Here is a 15,070-nt window from a genome sequence, read left to right as displayed (position 1 = left end):
TCCGCTTGTCGAAGCATCCCTACCGCTTCGTTACGTTAGCATGGATTAGTGTAGCACGCGAGATGCTTCGACTGCGCTCAGCATGACGTTCAATTCTTTCCTGGTGTAGGCACCCTACACCGATTGAATGGCCCGCATCAAATCCACCAGACCCGCGCCCTGGAAGTATTTTTCGCGCTTGAGGTCGGTGGCCGTGCTCATGAAAATCTCCTTCACCCGCTCGGGGTGGCCGATGAACTCGCGCCGGATGGACAGGAAGGCCGCCACCACGCCCGAAACGTGCGGGGCGGCCATGCTCGTGCCGCTGTCTTCGATGTAGTCGCACTTCAGGCCCTGGTCCGTCATGTCGTGCAGGAGGGTGCCGGCGGCGCAGGACAGGATTTTTTCGCCCGGCGCCACCAGGTCGGGCTTGGGGCGGCCGTCGCCGGTGGGCCCCTTCGAGGAGAAGTACGACACGCCGTAGGTGTGGGGCATTTCGCGGTGCGTCGAGCCCACGGTGATGGCCATTTCGGCATTGCCGGGGTCGTTGATGGTGAAGGGCAGGCCGGCCGAAATCACGCCGTTGAACTGGCTTTGGGCGGTGCCGTAGCCGGTGTTGCCGGCGGCGGCCACCACCACCACGCCCGAGCGCACCAGCCGGTCCACCTCCACGCAAATGGGGCTTTGGCCGCAGGCAAACCACTCGGGGTCGAAGGCGTAGCCCACGCTCATGTTCACGCCGTGCACCAGCAGGTGGCGGCCGTAGCCGTTGATATCCTGCACCATGGCAATGGCGGCAATCAGGTTGCTGACTTCGCCGTCGCCGTTTTCGTCCAGCACTTTCAGGCTCATCAGCTTGCACTTGGAGGCCACGCCGCCGATGCTTTTCAGCGGCACGGGCGCGTAGGTGACGGTGCCGCCGTCGTCGCGCTGCCGGGTGTACACGGTGGGGCCGTCGTTGTCATCGGCCGGCACCCAGGCCCCGCCGATGATGCCGGCGACGTGGGTGCCGTGCCCGGCCTCGTCGCGCACGGCGGCCGAGTCGCCGTTGGGGGCCTGGGCCGCCCCGGTAAAATCGGTGTGCTTGAGCGGCGAGGTCAGGGCCAGGTTCTGGTGCTCGGCAAAGTGGCGGTGGGTCTGGTCGATGCCGGAATCCATCACGGCCCACACAATGTCTTCGCCGAAAGCCGAGTAGGCGGCGTGGGCCGCGTCACCCTTCACCGTCGAGATGGACTTGTTCAATTGGGCCCGGATTTTAAAATCGGTCCAGATGTGGTAGATGGCCCGGGGCCCGGTTTTTTGCGACCCATTGGGAGCCGTCGGGCCGGTTTTGCGCTCCTCGTGGCGGTCGGCCCGCACCAGGGCCACTACCACGTCGGCTTCGGCTTTCACGAACAGGTACTGCTGGCTGTACTGGTTTTTGGGGTTGGTATCGGCGTTCAGGCCGAAGCGCTTGTGGTCCTCCACCACCGTCAGGTCCTCCACCAAGTGGTTGAGCGTGTCCACCACCCATTTCACCGCGCCCCCCCGGCCCCCGGCGTATCCGGGCTCAGTGCCATCCTGCTGACCCGAGTATTCCAGGTTCAGGTCGATGATGATGCTGAAGAGCGCGGGCAGGCCGAACTCAAACCCGGCCGCGTTCCACATCCGAATGGTGTCAATCAGGTCCGGCGCAACGGCCTCACCGGGTTGCCATTGCTCCACCTGGTCGAACAGCTGCTCCTGGAGGTTCAGGCGCATCCGCTCATTCCGCAGCTCCTGGCGCAGGGGCATGGCAATAATGCTCTGGTACAACGTGGCCGGCTCGAACGGCTTGGGACCAAAATCGAAACTTTGGAATGGGTCCATAAAATGGTTTTGCCGAAAAGGATGAACGAGCGCGCCACAAAAGACCAAGTGCAGCCTTATTCTATTCAATATGTAAATATGAATTAAAAACAATTCTTAACAAAAAAAGGCGCTGTTAAGGAATTGGGGGTTGGGCGGGTCGTGGCCGAGCACCGCAAAGCAGTTCGCGTGGCTGCTGCACGCAAGCCGGAGGCCCGCAAGTAAGCGGCACGGGGCACGGCCCTACCGGGGACTTCCCTGCGCCATCAGTTTATTAGTACTCACTGTGCCCCGAACGGCCCGGCCCCACGGGCTGCACGAATACATGCTTCACATCGGGATGCTGGGTGCGGATGGCGGCGCAAATCCGCTCCACCGTCTGGGTAAGCTCGCGGGCCGGCAGCTCGGGGGCAAACTCCACCAGCAGCACCACCAGCAGCTCATGGGCGCTGAGGTAGGACGAGAGCGGCGGGGCCGTGCGCACCACGGCCGGCTCGGCCCGGGCCAGGGCGGTGAGCTGGCGGAGCAGGGCCGGCTCGGCGGGCTCGCCCAGCAGCAGGCTCTTGGTTTCGCGCAGCAGAATGGCGGCCACTACCAGCAGCAGCAGGCCAATGAGCAGCGAAGCCACGCCATCGAGGGCCGGCTGGTGCAGCTGGTGGCTGAGGAAAACCCCCAGAAAGGCAATGAGCAGCCCCAGCAAATCGGACCCATCCTCGAAGAGCACCACAAAGGTAGAGGGGTCCTTGCTGGCCCGGAAGGCGGCCCAAAACGACTGCCGGCCCTGCCCGGTGCGCCTGCGCTGGGCATTGAAGGCCCGGCGCGCCACCAGAAACGACGTGCCATCGAAGCAGAAGGCCAGGGCCAGCACCACGTAGTTCCAGGTGGGGTCGTGCAGCGGCGTGGGGTGCCGCACCTGCTCCGCGCCTTCGTAGAGCGAAAGGCCGCCGCCGATGGAGAAGATGAAAATGGCCACCATGAACGACCAGAAATACAGCTCGCGGCCGTAGCCGAAGGGCCGCTCGGCGCTGGCCGGCTGCTGGCTGCGGCGCAGGCCCAGCAGCAGGAGCCACTCGTTGGCCGTGTCCACCAGCGAATGGATGGCTTCGGCCAGCATGGCCGAGCTGCCCGTGAACCCCGCCGCGATAAACTTGATGGTGGCAATGCCCAGGTTAGCCGCCAGCGCGGCCACAATGGTAAGCTTGGAAGAAGCGCCGGCAGAAGTAGGCATAGGGCGGGGAATACGGCGGGGCGACCTCGGGGCTAAGGCCGGGCCATCGCGGTTTCGTAAATAAACAGAATCGAAAATGCCTAATCTGCCTGGCTGCTCGTAACCTAGGGCCGGGCTAGCGGGTTAGCAGCCCAGCAACCCGTTAGTCATTCGCATTTTGATAACCGTCCTCGCTGGTACCAACCGGCCCAACTCCCGCGCCCGCCGCATTGCCAACTACTACCGCACCGTCCTCACGGACCTGGGCGCCGAGAGCCAAATCCTGGATTTGGCCGAGCTGCCGGTTGATTTTATTGGCACGGCGCTGTACCACAACGCAGGCACTCACGCGGAATTCAACCGCTTGGCTCACATGCTCGACGCCGGCAATAAGCTGGTGATTATTACCCCGGAATACAACGCCTCTTTCCCCGGCGCGCTCAAGGCCTTTATCGACGGGCTGTCGTACCCCGGCGGCATTCAGGGCAAAAAAGCGGCGCTGGTGGGCCTGAGCAGCGGCGGCCAGGGCGGCCTGCTGGCCATGGCCCACCTCACCGACGTGCTGATGTACCTCGGCACGGCCGTGCTGCCCCAGCGCGTGCGCCTGCCCTTCATCAACCAGGATTTGAACGCCGAGGACGGTCTCAACCACGACCTGTCGCGCCAGCTCCTGCGCGAGCAGGCCGAGGCCCTGCTGGCGTTTTAGCGCGCTACTGCGCTGGCGGGTCCGCCGCAGGCTTGCCCGCCGTTACGCGCCGGGCCAGGCGCCGAAACAGCGGCCGCAGCACGAAATACAGCACCGCTACCACGGGCACGGACCCCAGCAGCCACAGCAGCACCGCGCCCAATTCGGCGCGCCACAGCAGGTGCAGGGCGGCCCGCCAGTCGTGGGCAAACAGCTGGCGCACCTGGACGAGGGTGATGTTTTGCTCCTGAGCATTGCCCAGCAGGCGGGCTCCCAGGTGCAGCAGTGGCACCAGCAGCAGCAGCTGCAGGGGCGTCATCAGGTGGCTGATGAGCTGAATGGCCGCCATGTTCAGGCGCAGGCGCAGGGCAACCAGCGTGGCTACCGGGGCAATGCCCCCGAGCACCGGCACCACGCCCGCGGCAATGCCCAGCGCCACGGTGAGCGCCAGCTGCTCGGGCGCCAGCCCTTGCCGCAGCAAGCCCACCAATGGGGCAACCACCCGCCGCTGCAGCCAGCCCACCGGTGCCCCCGATGCTGTAGCGGTGGATTCAGAAACGGGCGGAGGCGGTGGATTAAGCATAGGCGGAGCCGGAGTCGTGCTCCGCAGATTAGCCCGGGATGGCGGGCACGGCGCAGGCAGCCGCCAGTAGGGTCCCGGCTGCGGGCGGGCCCCCAAAAGTAACGAAGCCGAAGGTTGGACGCCGGGCGAGCCAGGCCCTTACAGCCAGGCCGCGCTCAGCTCATTATAAGCAGCTTCCACCTGGCGGCGCTCGTAGTCGGAAGGCAGGGCGATGCGGGCGCCGGCCAGCACCAGCTCGGCCTGCTCGCGCAGCACGGGGCGGCGGTCGGCAGAACGCACCTGCCCGGCAATGAGGGCCAGGGCACGCAGCAGGCGACGCAGCACGGCCGGGTTAGTGAGGGCATTGGCGCGCACCAGGTCGAACGCCAAACGGATGTAGTCATCGAAGCCGGGCACGATGACCAGCACGCGCAATTGCTCGCCGTCGGAGCGCAGCGGGGTGGGAAACTCGCGCCGGGCCAGGCGCCCGCCCAGCTCGCCCAGGTAATCAACGGCCATGACGGCGGTGGTGGTGTCGTTCACGGCGGGCGACAGGGCTTTGAGGGCAATATCGACCAGCTGCTGCACCCCGAAGGCCACGTCCTGGGCCGGGTTGCGATGCCGGCCGATGCTCACGTAGCGCATCAGGTCGTCGGGCCAGTCGGCGGGAGCATCGTCGGCGGCCGCGGGGTGGTCCATGCCCGCGCGCACGCTGAACAGGGACTGGCCCTCGCCCACAAAAGCCCCCATTGGCACCTCGAGGCGCAACACCGTGCGGTGGTGGCGGGCCCAGCTCAGCAAGCCCACGGTGTCGATGCGCTGGAGGTAGCCCGCCGTATCGGACGGCACGGGGTGCCAGCCATGCCGGGCCACGAAAGCGCGGGCGGCGGCCTGCCCGGCCTCGGGCACGGCCTGGCCGAAGCGGTGCGGAAACAGCTCCTCAATGGCCGCCTGGGTTTCGAGGGTGATGTGGCGCACAAGGGTGCCGGTTTGCAGGGCTTCGGCTACGTGGTGCACGAAATATACCAGCGCGCCCACGCCGCCCAGCGCCAGCACCAGGCCCAGCAGCACGGCCGTGGTGGGCACAAACTGCAGCAGCGCGGCCCGGTGGCCGCCCTCGCCCGTGCGGATGGTGCCCAGCACCACGAGCGAGTAGGTGAACACGCTCACGAAGTAGCCCAGCACCACCTGGGTCACCCGGTCGCGCATGAAATTGCGCAGCGCCCGCGGCGAATACTGGTTGCTGACCTGCGCCAGTGCCGCCAGCAGCAGCGAAAACGTGAGCGCCGCCACCGTGAGCATGGAGCCCGCAATGGCCGAAAGCATGCCACTGGCCCCGCCCGCATCAATGCCAAAGAGCAGCGGCAGCCGGCGGGTGCCGTGCAGGCTGTTGCCCTGGTCGAAGGAAATGGCCCCGTAGGCCAGCCCGAACGAGGCCAGCACCATCAGGGCCGGCACCACCCACAGCGCCTCGCGCAGCGGCTGCTGCAGCTGCTGGAGATAGAACGGGAGCGACGGGCGCACGGGCGGCGAGGGCTGGGGCATGAGGCGCTACGACTGTACTTCCACTGTTTCGGGCATCTCCTGCCCTTGCTTGGCCAGCACGCGACGAAACACGGCCCGCAGCACGAAATAAATTACGGTAACGAGTGGAATGGCGGCCACAACCCAAATCAGCAAGGCCCCCAGCTCGGCCCGCCACAGCAGCTTGCCGGCCGCGCCCCAGCCTTCGCGGTGGATGAGGTAGCGGATGCTTTTCACCGTGAGGTGCGCCACTTTATCGCCCTGGCCCATGATAATGGCCCCGCCGCGCAGGAACGGAATGAGCAGCGCCAGCTGAAACGCGCTCATGAGGTGGGCCGCCAGCTGCATCGCGGCCACGTTGAGGCGCAGGCGCAGGGCCACGGCGGCGCTTATCACCGTGGTGACGCCGAACGTGGGCACCAGGCCAAACGCCACGCCCAGGCTCATGGTCAGGGCCAGCTTTTCGGGCGAAAGGCCGGCTTTGAGCAGGCTCAGAAAGGGGTCGAGCACCCGGCGGCGGAACCAGGAGTGCGCGGGGGCAGCCGGGGGTTCGGTTGCGGACAAGGGCGGCAGTTCGGGAGGCGACATACAGAAAATTGACGGGACCACGCCCGGGCCACCCGGGCAGCGCTTACCTTCGCTGAAGGGGCAGCCTTCTTACGGCTGCGCCCCAAAATGTTGCCTTTTGGGCGTTATGACAAAGTTAGGTTCTCCGGCCGAGCTGCCCGGCCCCTGGTGGCGCGAGCTGCCCATTCTGCTGCACCGCGCCGGCCGCGAGCTGGGTGCCAACGACCCGCTGCGGCTGGGCGCGGCCACGGCGTTTTTCACGTCGTTTGCGCTGCCGCCCATCCTCATCATCCTCATCGAGCTGCTCAGCTCGCTCTATTCCACCTCCATGGTGCGGGTGCTGCTGCTGGGCAAAATCAGCAACCTGGTGGGCGCTCCCGCGGCCGGGCTGGTGTCGCAGATTGTGATGAACGTGGCCGACCCCATGCGCAGCCGGCTGGTGACGTGGGCCGGTTTCGCGTTTCTGGTGTTCGTGGCCACCACGCTGTTCACCATCATTCAGCACTCGCTCAACCAGCTCTGGCAAATCCGGCCGAAGCGCGGCACCGGCCAGCTGGCGCAGGCCATGCGCGAGCGGGTGCGCTCCCTTGGCATCCTGCTGGCCACGGCGGTGCTCTCTCTCCTGGCGTTTGGTACCGATGCCGCCCTGGGCCTGTTTGCCGAAAGCATCCGCGATTTCGACGCCACCTTTACCTATTACGTGGTGCGCGGCCTGAATGCGGTGATGGCCTGGCTCATTCTGGCGGCCTGGTTCGGCATCACCTTCCGCACCCTGAGCCTGGCCAAAGTACCCTGGCGGGCCGTCACGCGCGGGGCGGCGCTCACGGCCCTGCTCATCAGCCTGGGCGAAGTGGTGCTGGGCCAGCTGCTGGTAGCGCGCGATTTGGGCCCGGTGTACGGCCCGGCTTCCAGCCTGGTGCTGGTGCTGCTGTTCGTGTTCTACTGCGCCATGATATTCTACTTCGGGGCCGCGTTCACCAAAGCCTATGCCCACCGCATCGGGCTGGATATTCGGCCCAAGAAAACGGCCGTGCGCTACCGGCTGGTGAATGTGGACGAGGAAGTTTAGTTATTGGTTGGCAGTTATTGGTTGGCAGTTATTGGTTGGTAGTTATTGGTTGGTAGTTATTGGTTGGTAGTTATTGGTTGGTAGTTATTGGTTGGTAGTTATTGGTTGGTAGTTATTGGTTGGTAGTTATTGGTTGGTAGTTATTGGTTGGTAGTTATTGGTTGGTAGTTATTGGTTGGTAGTTATTGGTTGGTAGTTATTGGTTGGTAGTTATTGGTTGGTAGTTATTGGTTGGTAGTTATTGGTTGGTAGTTATTGGTTGGTAGTTATTGGTTGGTAGTTATTGGTTGGTAGTTATTGGTTGGTAGTTATTGGTTGGTAGTTATTGGTTGGTAGTTATTGGTTGGTAGTTATTGGTTGGTAGTTATTGGTTGGTAGTTATTGGTTGGTAGTTATTGGTTGGTAGTTATTGGTTGGTAGTTATTGGTTGGTAGTTATTGGTTGGTAGTTATTGGTTGGTAGTTATTGGTTGGTAGTTATTGGTTGGTAGTTATTGGTTGGTAGTTATTGGTTGGTAGTTATTGGTTGGTAGTTATTGGTTGGTAGTTATTGGTTGGTAGTTATTGGTTGGTAGTTATTGGTTGGTAGTTATTGGTTGGTAGTTATTGGTTGGTAGTTATTGGTTGGTAGTTATTGGTTGGTAGTTATTGGTTGGTAGTTATTGGTTGGTAGTTATTGGTTGGTAGTTATTGGTTGGTAGTTATTGGTTGGTAGTTATTGGTTGGTAGTTATTGGTTGGTAGTTATTGGTTGGTAGTTATTGGTTGGTAGTTATTGGTTGGTAGTTATTGGTTGGTAGTTATTGGTTGGTAGTTATTGGTTGGTAGTTATTGGTTGGTAGTTATTGGTTGGTAGTTATTGGTTGGTAGTTATTGGTTGGTAGTTATTGGTTGGTAGTTATTGGTTGGTAGTTATTGGTTGGTAGTTATTGGTTGGTAGTTATTGGTTGGTAGTTATTGGTTGGTAGTTATTGGTTGGTAGTTATTGGTTGGTAGCGCAATTTTAGATTTTTATTATGGAAAGGTCTTATACTGATTTGAGCGTTTGGCTAAAAAGTCGGCACTTGGCAAAACAGGTTTATGCACTGACCAGACTATTTCCGAAAGACGAGTTATTTGGCCTGACCAGCCAGATTCGACGAGCGGCTGTTTCGGTTCCTTCAAATATTGCGGAAGGATGCGGCCGCCAACAGACACCGGATATAATTCGGTTTTTATTTATTGCCCGGGGCTCATTATTCGAAGTAGAAACACAGCTTTACCTCGCCCCTGACTTAGGCTACATCAGCGAACAAGACCTGCACGAATCCTTAGGTGCGGTAACTGAATGCAAGAAACTGTTACATGGCTTCATTCGGTACTACCGCAACCTGCCCGGCCCATCTCAGGCAGCTGAAGATGCTTTGGCTTATTACCCTGAAAATTAACAATCAACCAACTATCAACCCCCTGAAAACTAGCAACCAAAAACCAGCGACCAACAACTAAACTACCTTTGCCCCGTGCAAACTCCTGATACCTCCGCTGCCGGCGCCGCTGCCGCCGCCCCTTTCGCGCCCAAGCCCGACCTCCAATTCGCTGATTTCGCCCTCTCCCCCGCCCTGCTGGCGGGCATCGCGGAGCTGAATTTCACCCAGCCCACCGCTGTGCAGCAGCTGGTGCTGGCCCCCGCCCTTGAGGGGCAGGACGTGGCCGGCCAGGCTCCCACGGGCTCGGGCAAAACCGCTGCTTACGGCCTGGCCGTGCTGCAGCAGGTCGACCCCACTTCCGCCACGGTGCAGGCCATTGTGCTGGTGCCCGCCCGCGAGCTGGTGATGCAGGTGCGCGACGCCCTGCAGCGCCTCGGCAAGCACGTGCCCAACCTGCGCGTGGCCGGCTACTACGGCGGCCACGCCATGCGCGACGAAGTGAAGGGCCTGCAGCAAACCCCGCAAATTGTGGTGGCCACGCCCGGCCGCATGCTCGACCACCTGGAGCGCCGCACCATCGTCCCGAACCGCCTGAAAGTGCTGGTGCTGGACGAGGCCGACAAGCTGCTGGAGCTGGGCTTCCAGGAGGAGATGGCCACCATCATCAGCCGGCTGCCGGTGCGCCGCCAGACGCTGCTGTTCTCGGCCACCATGCCCGATAAGGTGCTGAACCTGGTGCGCGAATACCTCACCAAGCCCCGCGTGATGAACGCCGGCGGCTCCAACGCCAGCACCCTGCCCGAAAGCCTGGTGCTGCGCGGCCACATCGTGAGCGCCGCCGACCAGAAGCCCGCCGCCCTCTACCACCTCATCACGCAGCCCGACGCGGGCCGCTCGCTGGTATTTGCCAACACCCGCGACCGGGTGGAAGAGCTCACCCGCTTCCTCAAAGGCCGCGGCCTGGCCGCCGAAGCCCTGCACGGCAAAATGCTCCAGCCCGAGCGCGACAAGTCCATGATGAAGCTGCGCAACGGCTCGGCCACCGTGCTGGTGGCCACCGACGTGGCTGCCCGCGGCCTCGACGTGAACGAGCTCGACACCGTGGTGCAGTACGACATGCCCGACCAGGCCGACACCTTCCAGCACCGCTCCGGCCGCACGGCCCGCGCCGGCGCCGTGGGCACCGCGCACCTCATCGCCACGCCCTACGAGCAGCAAAAGCTGCTGAACTGGCCCTCCGCCAAAAACGTGCAGTGGGCCGGCCTGCGCCCCCCTGCCCTCCCCGATGCCCTCCCCAAACTGCCGCGCCCCAGCACCGTCACGCTCCACGTTTCGGCGGGCAAGAGCGAGAAAATCAGCCGGGGCGACCTGGCCGGGGCTTTTGTGAGCGTGGGCGGCATGGAACGCGACGCCGTGGGCCGCATCGAGGTGTTCGACCACCACAGCTTCGTGGCCGTGCCCGAAGCCCAGGCCGAGGAAGTATTGGCCCGCATGCAAGGCGCCAAAGTGAAAGGCAAGAAGGTGAAAGTGGCCTTGATTCGGTAGCCTCACAATCCGGTTAGGACGTCATGCCTCGGCTCCGCTCGGCATGACGTCCTTTTATTCCCCCAATTGAGAATCCTCTTCGTTTGCAGCCAGAACAAGTGGCGCAGCCCCACCGCCGAGCGGCTCTTCGACGGCAACCCGCACTACGAGGCCCGCTCGGCCGGGACCGAGCCGGGGGCCAGGGTGCGCGTCACGGCCGGGCACCTGGGTTGGGCCGAAATCATTTTTGTAATGGAGCGCCGCCACGCCGACCGGCTGCGCGAGAAGTTTGCGGGTGAGTTCATCGGTAAAACGCTCGTGGTGCTCCGCATTCCTGATAAATATCCGTTTGGCGACAGCCAGCTCATTGCCCTGCTGCGGCAGAAACTGGTAGCGCATTTGCCACTACTTTAGCGGTTCCATTCTACCGGTTTCTTAATGCGGCTACGTCTACTTGCTCTTTCAGCGGCTTTTGCCCTTTACACTTTTCAAACCCAGGCCCAGGCGTACGAACCGGGCCTGCTGGTGCGCAGCAACGGCGACACCTTACGGGGTGAAATCGAAAACAGCTTTTGGGTAGAGCCGCCCCCGTTCATCCACTTCCGCCCCGCGCCGGACAGCCCCAGCCAATTGTTCAAGCCTCAGCAGCTGCGGGCCGTGCGTTTCACGAAAGGGCGGGAATTTCGCTACGAAGGCCTGCCCATTGACCATGCCGCCCAGGACAAAGTGGGCAACCTGCCCTACGAAAACCGCCCCGATGTCCACGTCGACTCGCTGCTGGCTGAAGTGTTGGTGGAAGGAGCCGTCACGCTGGTTCGGGTGGCTCCTTTCGACAAGACCGTGCACTACGTGCTGCTCAGCCCCGGCCGCCCCCCGCTCGACCTGAGCGCACGCAAGTACCTGCGCCAAACCGTGGACCATGCCTGGCTGCTGACCGATGGCAACAACTACCGGGGCCAGTTGGGGGTGTACTTTGGGCCATGCCCCGCCGCCTACGGTGCTTCGCAAAAGGCTCCTTTTACGGCCAAGGGGCTGGCCGAGGTGGTGATGGCCTACAATTCCAGCTGCGGCCCGCTCCAGCAGCGGGGCCGCAACCTGCTGGCCCAGGCCGCGCCCCGCCGTCGGGTGGCTTTCCAGGGCGGGGCGCTGGCTGGCGTGCGCTACAACCGCATCGAAGGCAATACCCGGGGGCTGCCGGGAGATTGCGTCGATTGCCAGGCCCATCCGTTTGCGGGCCTCTACGCGGAGCTGCTGCAGCCGGGCCGGGCCTTCGCCCTGTATGGCGAGCTGGGCCTGAGCAGGTTTCACAGCCTGGGGTCGCACTACCTGGGCTATGATGCCAATGCGGGCACGGGCAGGTACAATACCGTCGAGTACAGCGCGTGGCTGGCCACGGCGCGCCTTGGGGTACGCTACTTCGTGCCGCTGCCCCACGAGCAGCAGCTGCTCTTCAGCTTTGGCTACGAGTTGAATTTTGCCAGGAGCCCCAGCACCATCGCCACCACCGGGCCGCTGGGCACCCTCACCCGCGACGAACTATACTACGCCTCCCCAACGCTATTGCCCAACATCGGCCTGGGCTGGCGCCGGCAGCGCCTCACGCTTAGCCTCGATGGACAGCTGTATTTCAGCAGTGATACCGATAGCAACAGCAGCCCCAACAGCACGTTACAAAGCAGTGCCCAGTTCGCGGGCGCGGTGTTTTTTGGCACCAACTTCGCGGCCCGGCTGGGCGTGAGCTACCGCCTGGGCCGCAACCCCGACGCAGGCAAGTCCGGGCCAACCGCGAAGCAGTAACCCAACTCCCCCCGGCCGCTTGCGTTAAACCGGGCCATGCCCTACCTCATTTCCCTGGCCGTGCTGGTGGCCATCCTGTACGCCTTTTATCAATACGCCACGGCTGATTCGCGCCGCCGCACCGCCGCGTTGGCCGAAGCATTTCCGGCCGCCTGGCGGCAGATTCTGGCCGAGCGCGTGGCCTTTTACCTCGCGCTCACCGAGCCGGAAAAAGCGCGGTTCGAGCAGCAGGCGCAGGTTTTTCTGGCCAGCACGCGCATCACCGGCGTGCAAACGGAAGTGGATGACACCACGCGCCTGCTGGTGGCGGCTTCGGCTCTGATTCCGGTATTTGGCTTTCCGGACTGGGAGTACCGTAACCTGGGCGAAGTCCTCATCGTGCCCGATGCCTGGCAGCAGAACAACGACCCCACCAAGGAAGTCACCCCCCTGGAAGGCACGCTCCTGGGCTCGGTGCAGGGCTTCCAGAACCAGCACTACATGCGCCTGTCCAAGGCCTCGCTCGAACAGGGCTTCCGCGACGGGATGGACCGCCAGAACGTGGGCATCCACGAGTTTGCGCACCTGCTGGACGTGGCCGATGGCGTAATTGACGGCCTGCCCAAAGCCGCCCTGCCACCGGAGCTCCTGCACCCGTGGGCCGTGGTGATGCAGCGCGAAATTGACGCCATCCGGGCCGGAAAATCCGAAATCAACCCCTACGCGGGCACCAACGAGGCCGAATTCTTTGCCGTGGTCACCGAATACTTCTTCGAAAAGCCCGAGAAGCTCCAGGAGCACCACCCCGAGCTGTACGAGCTGCTCAGCCGCGCCTTTCGCCAGAACCCCAAAAAACGCTTCCTCAGCTTTGCCACCGACCCGCGCGAGTGGCTGAAAACCCTGCGCGGCCGCCGCAGATTCGGCCGCAACGACCCGTGCCCCTGCGCGAGCGGCAAGAAGTACAAAGACTGTCATCTGGAGCGCGAGGTTTCGCAAGGTTAAAAGAGGTTTCACAAGGTTTGCGGGAACGTCAACCCCGCGAAACTTCTTTTAACCTCGCGCAGCCTCGCGCTGCGTTTCTTTGCCGGATGAAAAAGCATCTGCTTCCCCTGCTGGCCGCGGCTTCGCTGGCGGCCTGCGCGCCCACCGCAAAAGCTCCTGTTGCCACCACTCCGGCCGCCACGCCCACGCCGCCAGCCGCGCCCGCCCCGCCCGACTACCGCGCCCAGGCCGAGCAATTCCTGACCGGCTACAACGCTGAATACGTGCGCCTCTACACGGCTTCCAGCGAAGCCGAGTGGCGCTCGAACACGCACATCGTGGCCGGCGACACCACCAATGCCGGGGCCACCACCCGCGCCAACCAGCGCATGGCCGCCTTCACCGGCAGCGCCGGCAATATCCGGCAGGAACGGGAGCTGCTGGCCCACAAAGCCGACCTCACCGCTATCCAGACCAAGCAGTTGGAAACGGCCCTCTACAACGCCGCCAACAACCCGCAAACGGTGGCCGACGTGGTGAAGCGCCGCATTGCGGCCGAAGCCGCGCAGACCGAAAAGCTCTACGGCTTCGACTACAAATACGCCGGCAAATCCGTCACGACCAACGACCTCGACGAGCTGCTGCGCAAGGAAATCAACCCCGCCAGGCGCCAGCAAATCTGGGAAGCCAGCAAAGCCATCGGCCCCACTCTGAAAGACGGCCTCCTGAACCTGCGCGACCTGCGCAACCAGACTGTGCAGGCCCTCGGCTATCCCGACTACTTCACGTACCAGGCCAGCGACTACGGCCTGACGCGAGACGAAATGATGGCCCTGGTGCGTAAAATCAACACCGAGCTGCGACCCCTCTACCGCGAGCTGCACACTTACGCCCGCTACGAGCTGGCCAAAAAATATAAGGTGAAGCAGGTGCCCGACTACCTGCCCGCCCACTGGCTGCCCAACCGCTGGGGCCAGGACTGGGGCTCGATGGTGGACGTGGAAGGCCTGAACCTCGATGCCGTGCTGGCCAAAAAAGGCCCCGAATGGCAGGTGCAGCAGGCCGAGCGGTTTTACCAGAGCCTGGGCTTCCCGGCCCTGCCGGCCTCATTCTATGAGAAAAGCAGCCTGTACCCGTTGCCCAAAGACGCGACTTACAAGAAGAACAACCACGCCTCGGCCTGGCACATCGACCTGAACAACGACCTGCGCAGCCTGATGAGCGTGGAGGCCAACACCGAGTGGTACGAAACCGCCCACCACGAGCTGGGCCACATTTTCTACTACCAAACCTACTCCAATCCCGACGCGCCGCCGCTGCTGCGTCAGGGGGCCAACCGTGCCTACCACGAAGCCCTCGGCTCGATGATGGGCCTGGCTGCCAAGCAGAAGCCTTTCCTGGCCGGCCTGGGCCTGATTGACCCCAAAACCCAAACCGACCAGACCCAGCAGCTGCTCAAAGAAGCGCTGAGCTACGTGGTGTTCATCCCATTTGCCTCGGGCGTGATGAGCGAGTGGGAAAACAGTTTCTACGCCGAAAAGCTGCCCGCCGACCAGCTCAACGCCAGGTGGTGGGCGCTCTGCAAGCAGTACCAGGGCATGGTGCCCCCCACTGCACGCGGCGAAAACTACCTCGACCCCGCCACCAAAACCCACATCAACGACGACCCCGCCCAGTACTACGACTACGCCCTGAGCTACGTCATCCTGTTCCAGCTGCACGACCACATCGCCCGGAACATTCTGCACCAGGACCCGCACGCCACCAACTACTACGGCAACAAGGAAGTGGGCAACTTCCTGCGCGACATCATGCGCCCCGGCTCCAGCCGCGACTGGCGCGTGGTGCTGAAGGAAAAAACCGGCGAGGACCTGTCCGCCCGCGCCATGATTGACTACTTTCAGCCGCTGATGGCCTACCTGCAAAAGCAGAACAAGGGCCGGAAATACACGATGTAGTGAA

13 protein-coding genes are annotated in these 15,070 nt (G+C 62.8%); 8 read left to right on the top strand and 5 right to left on the bottom strand.

The genetic code is table 11. The features are described 5' to 3' along the window. Positions 1 to 114: 114 nt before the first annotated feature. Positions 115 to 1,827 (bottom strand): S8 family peptidase, encoded by a 1,713-nt coding sequence (locus J4G38_RS19015; RefSeq protein WP_210518995.1) that lies wholly within the window; start codon positions 1,825 to 1,827, stop codon positions 115 to 117. A gap of 253 nt (positions 1,828 to 2,080) precedes the next feature. Continuing rightward, positions 2,081 to 3,034, bottom strand: coding sequence for a cation diffusion facilitator family transporter (locus J4G38_RS19010; RefSeq protein ID WP_210518997.1), 954 nt, complete (start codon positions 3,032 to 3,034; stop codon positions 2,081 to 2,083). 157 nt (positions 3,035 to 3,191) lie between these two features. Here J4G38_RS19010 and J4G38_RS19005 point away from each other — a divergent pair, with 157 nt between their 5' ends. Beyond that, positions 3,192 to 3,719, top strand: a complete 528-nt coding sequence (locus tag J4G38_RS19005) for an NADPH-dependent FMN reductase (RefSeq protein ID WP_210518999.1) — start codon at positions 3,192 to 3,194, stop codon at positions 3,717 to 3,719. 4 nt (positions 3,720 to 3,723) lie between these two features. On the opposite strand, the gene J4G38_RS19000 is transcribed toward J4G38_RS19005, so the two are convergent. From J4G38_RS19000 to J4G38_RS18990, 3 genes are all read right to left on the bottom strand, one after another. Then, positions 3,724 to 4,281: a DUF2062 domain-containing protein gene (locus J4G38_RS19000; RefSeq protein WP_210519001.1), complete on the bottom strand. Its 558-nt coding sequence runs from the start codon at positions 4,279 to 4,281 to the stop codon at positions 3,724 to 3,726. 138 nt (positions 4,282 to 4,419) lie between these two features. Continuing rightward, positions 4,420 to 5,805: a DUF2254 domain-containing protein gene (locus J4G38_RS18995; protein ID WP_210519003.1), complete on the bottom strand. Its 1,386-nt coding sequence runs from the start codon at positions 5,803 to 5,805 to the stop codon at positions 4,420 to 4,422. Positions 5,806 to 5,811: 6 nt separating this feature from the next. After that, the gene (locus tag J4G38_RS18990; protein WP_210519006.1) at positions 5,812 to 6,372 is read right to left on the bottom strand and encodes a DUF2062 domain-containing protein; all 561 of its coding nucleotides are present in this window, start codon (positions 6,370 to 6,372) and stop codon (positions 5,812 to 5,814) included. Between the two features lie 106 nt (positions 6,373 to 6,478). Between J4G38_RS18990 and J4G38_RS18985 the strand changes: the two genes are divergently transcribed. The 7 genes from J4G38_RS18985 (at position 6,479) to J4G38_RS18955 (ending at position 15,066) form a co-directional block, all read left to right on the top strand. Next, complete coding sequence (locus J4G38_RS18985) at positions 6,479 to 7,420, top strand: YihY/virulence factor BrkB family protein (protein ID WP_210519008.1); 942 nt, start codon at positions 6,479 to 6,481, stop codon at positions 7,418 to 7,420. 1,014 nt (positions 7,421 to 8,434) lie between these two features. Then, on the top strand, positions 8,435 to 8,845 hold the full coding sequence (locus J4G38_RS18980) for a four helix bundle protein (protein WP_210519010.1): 411 nt from the start codon (positions 8,435 to 8,437) through the stop codon (positions 8,843 to 8,845). 75 nt (positions 8,846 to 8,920) lie between these two features. After that, positions 8,921 to 10,372 (top strand): DEAD/DEAH box helicase, encoded by a 1,452-nt coding sequence (locus J4G38_RS18975; protein WP_210519012.1) that lies wholly within the window; start codon positions 8,921 to 8,923, stop codon positions 10,370 to 10,372. Between the two features lie 66 nt (positions 10,373 to 10,438). Further along, positions 10,439 to 10,765 carry a low molecular weight protein tyrosine phosphatase family protein gene (locus tag J4G38_RS18970; RefSeq protein ID WP_210519014.1) on the top strand — a complete coding sequence of 109 codons (327 nt, stop codon included), beginning with the start codon at positions 10,439 to 10,441 and terminating at the stop codon, positions 10,763 to 10,765. 24 nt (positions 10,766 to 10,789) lie between these two features. Continuing rightward, the gene (locus J4G38_RS18965) at positions 10,790 to 12,148 is read left to right on the top strand and encodes a hypothetical protein (RefSeq protein ID WP_210519016.1); all 1,359 of its coding nucleotides are present in this window, start codon (positions 10,790 to 10,792) and stop codon (positions 12,146 to 12,148) included. Between the two features lie 36 nt (positions 12,149 to 12,184). Next, positions 12,185 to 13,129 carry a M90 family metallopeptidase gene (locus tag J4G38_RS18960; RefSeq protein WP_210519018.1) on the top strand — a complete coding sequence of 315 codons (945 nt, stop codon included), beginning with the start codon at positions 12,185 to 12,187 and terminating at the stop codon, positions 13,127 to 13,129. Between the two features lie 86 nt (positions 13,130 to 13,215). Then, positions 13,216 to 15,066 carry a M2 family metallopeptidase gene (locus J4G38_RS18955; protein ID WP_210519020.1) on the top strand — a complete coding sequence of 617 codons (1,851 nt, stop codon included), beginning with the start codon at positions 13,216 to 13,218 and terminating at the stop codon, positions 15,064 to 15,066. The last annotated feature ends 4 nt before the right edge of the window (positions 15,067 to 15,070 follow it).

The sequence above is a fragment of the Hymenobacter terricola genome (genome assembly GCF_017921975.2).
GTDB classification, from domain to species: Bacteria; Bacteroidota; Bacteroidia; order Cytophagales; family Hymenobacteraceae; genus Hymenobacter; species Hymenobacter terricola.
The sequence above is the reverse complement of the archived record's forward strand: the minus strand, read 5'-3'. Positions and strand labels throughout refer to the sequence as shown.

Bases quoted from the DNA above. Each gene is read 5' to 3' on its own strand.
- J4G38_RS19015 (WP_210518995.1), bottom strand. From the start codon at position 1,827: ATGGACCCATTCCAAAGTTTCGATTTTGGTCCCAAGCCGTTCGAGCCG.
- J4G38_RS19010 (WP_210518997.1), bottom strand. From the start codon at position 3,034: ATGCCTACTTCTGCCGGCGCTTCTTCCAAGCTTACCATTGTGGCCGCG.
- J4G38_RS19000 (WP_210519001.1), bottom strand. From the start codon at position 4,281: ATGCTTAATCCACCGCCTCCGCCCGTTTCTGAATCCACCGCTACAGCA.
- J4G38_RS18995 (WP_210519003.1), bottom strand. From the start codon at position 5,805: ATGCCCCAGCCCTCGCCGCCCGTGCGCCCGTCGCTCCCGTTCTATCTC.
- J4G38_RS18990 (WP_210519006.1), bottom strand. From the start codon at position 6,372: ATGTCGCCTCCCGAACTGCCGCCCTTGTCCGCAACCGAACCCCCGGCT.
- J4G38_RS18985 (WP_210519008.1), top strand. From the start codon at position 6,479: ATGACAAAGTTAGGTTCTCCGGCCGAGCTGCCCGGCCCCTGGTGGCGC.
- J4G38_RS18980 (WP_210519010.1), top strand. From the start codon at position 8,435: ATGGAAAGGTCTTATACTGATTTGAGCGTTTGGCTAAAAAGTCGGCAC.
- J4G38_RS18965 (WP_210519016.1), top strand. From the start codon at position 10,790: ATGCGGCTACGTCTACTTGCTCTTTCAGCGGCTTTTGCCCTTTACACT.
- J4G38_RS18960 (WP_210519018.1), top strand. From the start codon at position 12,185: ATGCCCTACCTCATTTCCCTGGCCGTGCTGGTGGCCATCCTGTACGCC.
- J4G38_RS18955 (WP_210519020.1), top strand. From the start codon at position 13,216: ATGAAAAAGCATCTGCTTCCCCTGCTGGCCGCGGCTTCGCTGGCGGCC.